This is a genomic window from Candidatus Zixiibacteriota bacterium (assembly GCA_035380245.1).
Classification (GTDB): domain Bacteria; phylum Zixibacteria; class MSB-5A5; order GN15; family FEB-12; genus DAOSXA01.
Genome location: DAOSXA010000013.1, coordinates 1 through 10,796, shown reverse-complemented (window position 1 = coordinate 10,796; position 10,796 = coordinate 1). Strand labels below are relative to the sequence as shown.

6 protein-coding genes are annotated in these 10,796 nt (G+C 52.0%); 5 read left to right on the top strand and 1 reads right to left on the bottom strand.

Annotated features, from left to right (window positions below; all coding sequences use genetic code 11):
- Nucleotides 1–675: 675 nt before the first annotated feature.
- From PLF13_14710 to PLF13_14690, 5 genes are read left to right on the top strand one after another with little or no spacing between them, the layout of a single operon-like run.
- Entirely contained in the window at nt 676–2,790 is a 2,115-nt protein-coding gene (locus tag PLF13_14710; protein HOP08520.1) for an N-6 DNA methylase, read from the top strand.
- Nucleotides 2,787–3,965 (top strand): restriction endonuclease subunit S, encoded by a 1,179-nt coding sequence (locus tag PLF13_14705; GenBank protein ID HOP08519.1) that lies wholly within the window; start codon nt 2,787–2,789, stop codon nt 3,963–3,965. Before PLF13_14710 ends, PLF13_14705 begins: the two co-directional genes overlap by 4 nt.
- A complete protein-coding gene (locus tag PLF13_14700) occupies nt 3,962–5,674 on the top strand; it encodes an AAA family ATPase (GenBank protein HOP08518.1) in 1,713 nt (570 codons plus the stop codon). The genes PLF13_14705 and PLF13_14700 overlap by 4 nt, the downstream gene beginning before the upstream one ends.
- Entirely contained in the window at nt 5,671–7,077 is a 1,407-nt protein-coding gene (locus tag PLF13_14695) for a putative DNA binding domain-containing protein (protein HOP08517.1), read from the top strand. The genes PLF13_14700 and PLF13_14695 overlap by 4 nt, the downstream gene beginning before the upstream one ends.
- Entirely contained in the window at nt 7,074–10,322 is a 3,249-nt protein-coding gene (locus tag PLF13_14690; protein ID HOP08516.1) for a type I restriction endonuclease subunit R, read from the top strand. Before PLF13_14695 ends, PLF13_14690 begins: the two co-directional genes overlap by 4 nt.
- 272 nt (nt 10,323–10,594) lie before the next feature.
- On the opposite strand, the gene PLF13_14685 is transcribed toward PLF13_14690, so the two are convergent.
- Nucleotides 10,595–10,796, bottom strand: a 202-nt coding sequence (locus PLF13_14685) for a hypothetical protein (protein ID HOP08515.1), incomplete at its 5' end; no start/stop codon positions are given.

The window sequence follows — 10,796 nt, the reverse complement described above, 5'->3', positions numbered from 1 at the left end:
TCGCGAGGTTACCAATCCGCTCCAGGCGGATTTTCACCGCCCTAGTCACGTTCGCTGCAACACCTGCCTCTTACTAAAAGCCATATAGGAATTGCTATTCTGACTCCATTTTTCAGATTTAGTGCAGCGCTCTGCAGAACACAACGTCCATGGCCCTGCTTTTTACAGAAAACGCAGTCTGTCATTGTCTTTCGCTCAGTGGAAAGCCCCTGTGTAATATTTCGAGTAGATTATTTTAATAAATATAGATGATTTCTTTTTGCTTTTCTCATGTGATAACATGTATTTGAACTCTCTTGATGTTCTCTTATAATCCCATGGTAATCCATTGAAGCTTTTGGTGGCTTGATTATAGAAATGGTACTAGCACCTCACGGAAGTGTTGGATTATCTAATATGATCCACAAAGGAAAAGTTGAGACATCTAAAAGAAATGGAGTAGTTCCTAAGCACTCAACTTGATATGGCGAAGTTGGTTACTGAACTCTGATGCTACAAGGTGCATACTCTAGATCAGTTGTCCACTAAGCTTGAATTATCTTTTCAAACCACTAGCGGATGGGGCAGGGTTTGATCGTTGTCAATTGTGGCGAGGAAGACCAAGGGACTGTCTTGCAGTATTGGGGACAAGAACGACCGACGTTGCAAGTAATATTTTGGGAGGTATAGGTAAGCATGTCCCAGCTTGAGCACATAGAGGCCATTGAAAAACGGCTCTGGAGCGCAGCAGACACTCTTCGGGCCAATTCCAACTATGCCAGCAACGAATACTTCCTGCCGGTCATGGGTTTGGTCTTCCTGCGCCACGCCTACAGCCGCTTTTTGGATGTCAAGGATGGCATAGAAGCCAACCTGCCGACACGGAGAGGCAAAACACGGTCGCTGACCAAGGAGGATTTCTCGCAGAAGAGCGCCATCTTCCTGCAGTCCAAAGCCCAGTTCGACTATCTCGTCTCTCTGCCCGACAGCGCCGACCGGGCCAAGGCTATTATCGATGCCATGGAGTCCATTGAGGCAGACTACGAGAACCTGCGCGGCGTACTTCCCAAGAGCGAGTATCAGGAGCTTGACAATGCCGTGCTCGGCCAGTTGCTGCGTACCCTCAACCCCGAGGAGCTGAAAAAGGTCTCCGGGGATGTCTTCGGCCGCATCTACGAATATTTCCTGACACAGTTCGCCGATCAGAAGGCTCACGACGGTGGCGAATTCTTCACCCCGGTGTCGCTGGTTTCGCTCATCGCCAACATCATCGAACCAACCGCCGGCACGGTGCTCGACCCTGCCTGCGGCTCGGGCGGTATGTTCGTACAGAGTGCACGAGTTGTCGAGCGGCGACACGAGAACCCCACCGAGAAGCTCACCTTCTACGGCTTGGAAAAGAACGCGACCACCATTCGGCTCGCCAAGATGAACCTGGCGGTGCACGGCCTGGAAGGCGATATCCAGAGGGCCATCACCTACTACGAAGACCCGCATGAGCTACTCGGCAAAGCTGATTTCGTCATGGCAAATCCACCTTTCAACGTGGACGAGATCGACGCCGACAAGGTAGGGAACGACCCACGACTTCCCTTCGGCCTACCCGGTGTCAACAAGAAGGGCAAAGTCAGCAACGGCAACTACGTCTGGATCAGCTACTTCTACAGCTACCTTAACGAAAAAGGGCGGGCTGGATTCGTTATGTCGTCTCAGGCCTCCAGTGGCGGGCGTGATGAAGCCAGAGTGCGCCGGAAGCTAGTGGAGACAGGCGACGTGGACATCATGGTCGCCATCCGCTCCAACTTCTTCTACACCCGAACTGTTCCCTGCGAGCTGTGGTTTCTCAATCGCGACAAGCCGGAAGCGCATCGAGACAAGGTGCTAATGATCGACGCCCGCAACATCTACCGCAAGGTAACCCGAAAGATTTACGATTTCTCCCCCGAGCAGGAGCAGAACCTGCTGGCCATCGTTTGGCTCTACCGGGGTGAAACTCAGCGATATCTCGACCTTGTGGCGGGCTACTGCAGGAGCATGCTTTCCGAGGGTGCGGCCTGTTTCACTAAGAAAGACGATAACAACGAAACAGTTAAACCGATAACCGCTTTCATCGGTGCGCTGACTTCGCTGCGCAGCAGTGTCGAACCCTTCCTCAAGACTCTGGCCAAGGACGCGCCCCATAATGAACCGCTCAAAGAACTGGGCGAGGCCATCCAGCTGTTCGAGGCGGATGCGGAGGCCTTCCAGCAGACCGTCAGCGAGCAGCAGGTAGCATGGGAAACACAGAGGGCTACTAACGGCGAGCTAAAGGAAGCCGTGGACCGACTCGCAACACTGGCCGAGACCAGCCGCGATCTGGTCATGCAGGCCGACTTGCTCTACAAACTCGCCTGCCACCTGATCGAAACCTGCGAGAATGACTGCAACGCCAAAGAGAGCGACACATGGGCGAGTCGCGACATTATACGCGCCCGCAAGGCCGCCGATGAGGCACGCGCACTGGCCGTCGAGCAGCTAAAGCAAGTACGCTACTTCTGGAAACAGGCCCACTGGCTCACCGAACGCTTCCCCGAGGCTGAGCTTCGTGATGTGGAAGGACTGGTCAAACTTGTGGACCGGGCCGAGACCGAGGCCAACGACTGGAGCCTCACCCCTGGCCGCTATGTCGGCGTCGCTCCCGAAGAAGAGGACGAGGAATTTGACTTCGAGGAGGCCCTGCGCGAGATCCATGTGGAACTGGAGGACCTGAACGCCGAAGCCGTGCAACTGGCAGAGACGATCAAGAAGAACTTCGAGGAGCTAGGGATATGACAAGGGCTTCTGCAAAGAGTTTGGCCGAGATTGCGGAATTTGTTCAGTACGGGTACACTGCGTCAGCTTCTGAACACCATGTTGGCCCCCGTTTCTTGCGCATTACCGACATTGTTCCTTCCCAAATTGATTGGGATTCAGTTCCATATTGTGAGATTGACGAAAAGGCAAGAAACAAGTTTTCGCTCGCAACTGGTGATATTGTCATTGCTCGAACTGGCGCGACTGTTGGCTATGCCAAACTTATCCGCAATAACCCTGAATCTGTGTTTGCCTCTTACTTAGTACGTATCCGCGTTGACCGTCAAATTGCCGACCCTGGATATGTTGGTCGGATCGTTGAATCTGACGTTTATAAGCAATTTGTATTGTCTCAGGTTGGCGGCGCTGCACAGCCAAACGCAAATGCAAAGATCCTTTCCTCATTCAGACTGCCCATTCCCGATCGTTCAACTCAATCCCGGATCGTTGAAATCCTCTCCGCCTACGACGACCTGATCGAGAACAACCGGCGGCGGATTCAGTTGCTGGAGCAGTCGGCGCGGCTGCTATACAAGGAATGGTTCGTCCACCTCCGCTTCCCCGGCCACGAACACACCCAAATCATCAACGGCGTACCGGAAGGGTGGGAGAAGAAGCCGTTAAGAGAGATTGCAGATGTTACGATGGGGCAAAGCCCCAAGTCCATCTATTACAACAACGATGGAAATGGTCTGCCATTTCATCAGGGTGTCACCAATTTCGGAGTCCGTTTCCCCAAGCATGAGACATATTGCACAGTCCAAAGTCGCATCGCGGAACCCGGCGACATACTTTTTAGTGTGAGAGCTCCAGTCGGGCGCATAAACATAACGCCTGACAAGATTGTCATTGGCCGGGGTCTCGCGGCGATCCGATCGATTTGCGATCATCAAAACTATCTATTTTACGCACTAAAGAGCCATTTCTTCAAAGAAGACATGATTGGTGGTGGTGCGATCTTCGCAGCGATCACGAAGAAAGATCTGTATGGTGTTGAGCTTATAAAGCCAACAGATCGGATCGCGGCAATGTTTATGGAGCATGTGGTCCCGATAGATCTCCAAATCGCGAATCTTCATCAAACAATTGAGAGACTCACCAAAGCCCGTGACCTCCTCCTGCCCAAACTAATGAACGGGGAGGTGGCTGTATGAAACTGTCGCAAGTATCCATTCATAACTTCCGGGGAATAATCGATGCATCGATGCGTTTTCAGTCATATGCGCTACTCGTAGGCGCGAATAATGCCGGGAAAAGCACAATTATTGATTGCATCCGAGCTTTCTACGAGAAAGACGGCTTCAAATTCAAGAAGGAAGATGACTTCCCATTCAAAGGGGCGACCAATCAGGAGTCATGGGTAGAGTTGACATTTAGTCTTAACGATCAGGAATACGACTCACTTAAAGATGAGTACAAGAGTGCCGAGAAGTCCCTGAAAGTAAGGAAATATTTTCAGACAAGCGTTAAATTGCACGACAGCAAGAATGCTACTGGGTGGATACTTGGTTACAAGTCGGATGGCAACTTGTCCGACGAACCGTTTTACGGCGCGAAGAATGTACAGAGTGGAAAATTTGGCGACCTAATCTATATCCCGGCGATCAGCAAAGTTGATGAACATGCCAAGCTTAGCGGTCCGTCCGCATTGCGCGATCTGATCACAAACATCATGTCGGATGTTGTCGAGGAGAGTGAGGCATATAAATTACTGACAGAAAGAGTTACCGACTTTGCGGATAGTGTCCGGGCAATGGAAACTGAGGACAAGCTTTCTCTATCCAGTTTTGAGGATGATTTGAATTCTCTGCTTTTGCCATGGCAAACCAAGTTTAGCCTGAAATTCACCACACCGTCTACACCGGAAATCATCAAATCGATGCTCGGCTGGGACATCAGGGATAATAATCTCGAGAAGTCGCAAGGTGTCGAATATTTTGGGTCCGGATTTCAACGGCATTTCATCTATTCGTTGATCCAGCTCGGCGCTAAATACGTTCCACGTAAGGTTTCCAAAAAGGTGAAGGATTTCACCCCCTCGCTCAATCTTGTTCTCTTTGAAGAGCCGGAAGCATTTCTGCATCCGCCGCAGCAGGACGAGCTTGCCAGAAACCTGATCAAGGTAAGCGAGGCTGAGGATTGGCAGGTTACCTGTTCCACGCACTCCGCGTATTTTGTGAGCCGCAATGCCAGTCGCATTCCAGCCATCATTCGCGCACAACGAAGTGATGGGATTATTAAAATCTTTCAGGTAAACCTTACCCAGTGGAATAATATTGTTGATGCCAACCATGCCATTAAGCAAATCGCCAACAATTATCCCAAAGTTAAGAAAAGAATGCAAGCAGATGACCTCAAGCCTGAGATGGAGGCCGTAAAATACTTTCTGTGGTTGAATCCTGATCGGGCAGGGATGTTTTTTGCGGAAAATGTGTTGCTGGTCGAAGGGCCAAGTGAAACCGCGTTGATTAACAGGTTACTTGACGACGAAAAATTGTCTCTTCCTAAGGGAACTTACGTTCTGGATTGTCTCGGAAAGTATAACATCCACCGGTTCATGAACCTGTTGAGCGCATTTGGCGTTTCCCATGCCGTGCTCCATGATGATGACAACAACAAGGACGAGCATCAGGAACTCAACCAGCTTATCTCCGATTCAAAACATGCTGATTTCACAAAATCGGTTGTTACCTTGCCAAAAGACCTGGAAACAGTCCTTGGGGTAATTTCCCCAGGTTCAAGCCACAGGAAACCCCAACATCTTCTCTACTGCTATTCTTGTGGCCAGATTGATGATGACAAGCTGAATAATTTCTGCTCGAAGGTTCAGTCCTGCTTGTCGGTACAAGGAGGTAACGAATGAACCTCAAGGACGTTTTCTCGCAAATTGCCCTTGGTGAAGACTCAACCAGCCAGTTCAAGGCGGATGTAAAGAATGCCGAGTCGCTGGCCTCGGAAATGGCGGCCTTTGCTAACACCAATGGCGGCACCATCTTTATCGGCGTGTCGGACGATGGTTCGACACCGGGACTCTCAGGGTATGATGTAGCCCGGATCAATCAGCTTATCAGCAATGCTGCCAGCCATCTGGTGCGCAGCCCGCTGGCGGTACAGACCGAGAACGTGGCGCTTGAAAATGGCCGCATCGTTATCGTACTCACGGTACCTAAGGGGATTGACAAGCCCTATTTTGACAAGAACGGGGTGATCTGGCTCAAGGCTGGGGCCGACAAGCGGAGAGTAAACTCCAAGGAAGAGCTGCGCCGCCTGTTCCAGTTAACCAACCAGTTCCACGGCGATGAACTACCCACCAAGGCGAGGATCGACAAGCTGGACAAGCTGCGTTTCCGCGATTTTCTGCGTGATGTTTACAAACAGGAGTATCCCGATTCCCCCGAGGACCTGACCAAGCTGCTGCAAAACATGAATCTGGCCACCGACGACGGTTGTCTCAACCTGGCCGGCGTGCTACTCTTCGCCGAGAAGCCGGAGTGGATAGTGCCGCAATTCGTGGTCAAGGCCATCCGATACCCTGGCAATAAAATCCACGCCACCGACTACCTCGACAGTGAGGACTTTTCCGGGCCGCTACCGAAACTCTTCGAGGGAGCACTGGCCTTTGTTATGCGTAACTTGCACAAGGTGCAGGCGGGGCGTGGAGTAAACGCACCAGGATTGCCGGAGATTCCCGAGGCGGTTTTCGAGGAGCTGCTGGTCAATGCCCTGGTACACCGAGATTATCTGGTCAGTGCCCCGATTCGCTTGTTTGTCTTCGACAACCGCATCGAGATCATCAGCCCCGGACATCTGCCCAATAATCTGACAGTGGAGAAGATTCGAACCGGAAACTCCAATATCCGCAACCCAATCTTGGTTTCGTATATCGCAAAGGGGCTGCTGCCCTACCATGGCCTGGGTTCGGGAATAAAGAGGGCGCTGGAAAAGTGGCCGACCATAGACTTTGTCGACGATCACGATGGCTGCTTGTTCACCGCTACGGTTCACCGCAAACCTGTGGAAGAGCTGGATCTGGCGGATAAAGGGGCATTAACAGGTCAAGTCGCTGATTTATCCGGTCATTCTGACCGGATAAATGACCTTTTAAATGTATTACGTACTGAGCCCTCAGCGAGCTATGCAGCACTTGCCGAGCGGCTCGAAGTGAGCGAGACTACGATAAAGCGTAATATCCAGAAGCTTAAACAGCAAAACCGAATCCGCCGGATCGGCTCCAAAAAAACCGGTCAATGGGAGGTCGTTGAATGACCCCGACTCCCTACACCGAAGACAGCCTCGTCCAGCAGACGACTGCCGAATACCTGGAACAGAAGCTGGGCTGGGAGTCCGTGTTCGCTTATAACAACGAGGATTTCGGACCGGGCAGTCTACTGGGCCGGAAATCAGATCGTGAGGTGGTGCTGACCCGCACCCTGCGGGCCAAGATCGAGGAGCTCAACCCCGGCCTGCCCGCTAGTGCCTATGAAGACGCTGTCAGCCATATAGTAGCGGTTTCAGTCTCGCAGACCATGGTTACCACCAATCGCGAAAAGTACGAGCTCATTAAGGACGGGGTACAGGTTATCTTCCGCAACGTCAAGGGTGAACGAATGCGGCAGCGTTTGCGGATCTTCGACTTCAATAATCCCGAGAATAATCATTTCCTTTGCGTACGAGAGCTGTGGGTGCGAGGTGATCTCTACCGCCGCAGGGCGGACATCGTTGGGTTTGTAAACGGTCTGCCGCTGTTGTTCATGGAGTTGAAGAACGTCAGTAAGGATATCCGCGCCGCTTACGAGCGAAACTTTCTGGACTACAAAGACACCGTCCCGCATCTGTTTAATCACAACGCTTTTGTTGTGCTGGCCAACGGGGTGGATGCCAAACTAGGTTCGATTACCAGTCGTTTCGAACATTTTCACGAGTGGAAACGGTTGGCTGAGGATCAGCCGGGCGCCGTGGCCATGGAGACGTTGCTCAAGGGGGTGTGTGCGAAAGCTAATTTCCTGGACCTAGTCGAGAATTTCATAGTTTTCGACGAGTCGGTGGGAGAATCTAGAAAAATCCTGGCCCGCAATCACCAGTTCCTTGGCGTCAACCGGGCCATCGAGGCAGTGCGCGACAGGAAGAGCAGAAAAGGCAAACTAGGGGTGTTCTGGCATACCCAGGGCTCGGGCAAGAGCTATTCGATGGTCTTTTTCACCCGTAAGGTGCATCGCAAACTGGGAGGAAATTTCACCTTTCTAATCCTCACCGACCGAGAGGATCTCGACACGCAGATCTACAAGACCTTTGCCGGTTGCGGCCTGGTGGACAACGACCGCGATCCATGCCGGGCAGCGAATGGCGAGCATCTTGCTGAGTTGCTTGCGCAGCACAAGTCACACGTTTTCTCATTGATCCAGAAATTCAATCACACAGTTGGCGAAGGAGAGGCCTACTCCCAACGCGATGACCTCATCGTCATAACTGACGAGGCGCACCGTACACAGTACGGGACACTCGCACTCAACATGCGTAACGCCCTACCGAATGCCAGTTACATTGGGTTCACCGGCACGCCGCTCTTCAAGGACGACGAGATCACCCGGCGGGTATTCGGCGATTATGTCTCCACCTACGATTTTCAGCGTGCCGTGGAAGATAAAGCCACAGTACCACTGTACTACGATGCGCGCGGTGACAAGCTCGGTGTGGCGGTCGGCGACCTGAACGACCGGATCGCAGAGAAGCTGGAGGAGCTGGAGACTAACAATATTGATGTGGAACAGCGCCTGGAGCAGGAGCTCAAGCGCGACTATCATATCATCACAGCAGGGAAACGCCTCGACCAGGTGGCCCGTGATTTTGTGCGCCACTATTCCACGGCCTGGGAAACCGGCAAGGCGATGCTGGTCTGCATTGACAAAATTACCTGCGTCCGCATGTACAAACTGATCGAATTCTATTGGAACGAGAGAATCAACGAGCTGGAATCGCAGTTACCCCAGGCAATGGATGAGCAGGACGAACAGTACCGGCGTCGCCAGATTGAATGGATGCGCCAGACGCAGATGGCGGTCGTGGTCAGCGAGGAACAGGGCGAGGTCGAGAAGTTCCGCAAATGGGGGCTGGACATCACCCCACACCGCCGCCTGATCAAGGAAGGCATTGACCTTCCCGAGACCATGCGGAAACAGCCACAGTATCTGAACATGCAACAACTGGCTCTGGACGATGCGTTCAAGGCCGAGGAACACCCGTTTCGCATCGCCATCGTCTGCGCCATGTGGTTGACCGGTTTTGACGTACCGAGTCTTTCAACCCTCTACCTCGACAAGCCGCTCAAAGCGCACACGCTGATGCAGGCCATCGCCCGGGCGAACCGGGTCAACGAGGGAAAGAACAACGGGATGATAGTCGATTACTGCGGCATCCTGAAAAACCTGCGCAAGGCGCTGGCTACCTTTGCTGGAACGGGTGATGTCGGTCGCGATGGCACCGGTAGCGAAGCTGAACCGGCCAAGCCCGAGGAGGAATTGCTGGCCGATCTACGTGAAGCGATTACCTTTGTCCGGTCTTTTCTGGAGGAACGAAGCGCGTCTCTGGATGAGATCATCAAGCAAACGGGTTTTGCCAGGAATGCGGCGATTCTTGCGGCCAAGGAGGCGGCGAACGAAAACGACGAGACGAGAAAACGCTTTGAGGTGATGTGCCGGGCGGTGTTTTCGAAATTCAAAGCCTGCATCACCATCGAAGGCATCAATGATTGCCGGGGCGACTTCGACGCCATCAACATCGTCTATAAAAGCCTGCAACAGGACCGTGAGCAGGCAGATATCACCTGTATCATCCGCCAGCTGCACCAGTTAGTGGATGACGCCATTGAGGTGAGGGAAGAGGCGCCAGCAAACGGTACCGGCACCTACGACATCAGCCGGATCGACTTCGACCGCCTGCGCCGGGAGTTCGAACGCAGTCCGGTCAAGCGTACCACCGTGCAGAATCTCAAGACCGCCATCGAAAAACGCCTGCAGCGTCTGCTCCAGCAGAATCCCTTGCGCACCGATTTCCAGAAACACTACGAGGAAATTGTGGCCGAATATAATCGCGAGAAAGATAGGGTAACCATCGAAAAAACGTTCGAAGCGCTCTTGAATTTTGTGGAAGAGATGGATAAGGAAGAAAGCCGTGCTCTGCGTGAGGGACTTGATGAGGAAAGTCTTGCTGTGTTTGATTTGCTGAAAAAACCTGATCTGACTCCCGGCGATATCAAGCGTATCAAAGAGGTTGCCGTGGACTTGCTCAAAACACTTAAGGCGGAGAAACTGCGGATTGATCATTGGCGCGATAAGGAGGCTACCCGGGATGCAGTTCACCTGACTATTCGCGACTATCTCTATAGCGACCAAAACGGGTTGCCGGAAATCTATTCAGTTGAAGACGTAAGTGACAAGACAGAGGCGGTTTTCGTGCATGTGTTCCGGGCGTACCCAACGGTGCCTTCGCCCTACTATGCCAACATCGCGTCGTAGAAAATTGGGCACGCGGTTGTGAATCTTGTTGCAGGTGTAGGCCAGGGCATTGTTCACCCTAATAGTTAACACAAAACTGGTTCTGTAATTCGGCTGGTGCGTAACATCAATCAAATCAGGGACATACATTACCGTTTTTTGTTTCGTTCCCGGCATTTTGCGTCCATTCTTCACCTGAGTATGACAACACGGAAAAATTAAGCCCAGGTTTCTAGCCGGGTTTTTTGTTGTTTGTTTACCTTTCTTGCTTGTTTAAGCAGATGAGGTACACTTCAGGAATTACTGTCTTTGTTGTCGATTAAGGTAGTCTTCAGGAAGACGTTTTTATGTCTCACATCTCTTTCCTCCAGCCTCTGTTGGCTCACAGCAATTACGTTCATCTCTGTCTTCCACAGTCCTTTGTTCAGGAACATAACGACTAGGTCTATCAGGACATCCAGGATGAAGTCGAAGAATTCGGGATCGATCTTCCAT

Excerpts from the sequence above, each read along its gene's own strand:
- PLF13_14710 (HOP08520.1), top strand. The coding sequence starts at position 676 with ATGTCCCAGCTTGAGCACATAGAGGCCATTGAAAAACGGCTCTGGAGC.
- PLF13_14705 (HOP08519.1), top strand. The coding sequence starts at position 2,787 with ATGACAAGGGCTTCTGCAAAGAGTTTGGCCGAGATTGCGGAATTTGTT.
- PLF13_14700 (HOP08518.1), top strand. The coding sequence starts at position 3,962 with ATGAAACTGTCGCAAGTATCCATTCATAACTTCCGGGGAATAATCGAT.
- PLF13_14695 (HOP08517.1), top strand. The coding sequence starts at position 5,671 with ATGAACCTCAAGGACGTTTTCTCGCAAATTGCCCTTGGTGAAGACTCA.
- PLF13_14690 (HOP08516.1), top strand. The coding sequence starts at position 7,074 with ATGACCCCGACTCCCTACACCGAAGACAGCCTCGTCCAGCAGACGACT.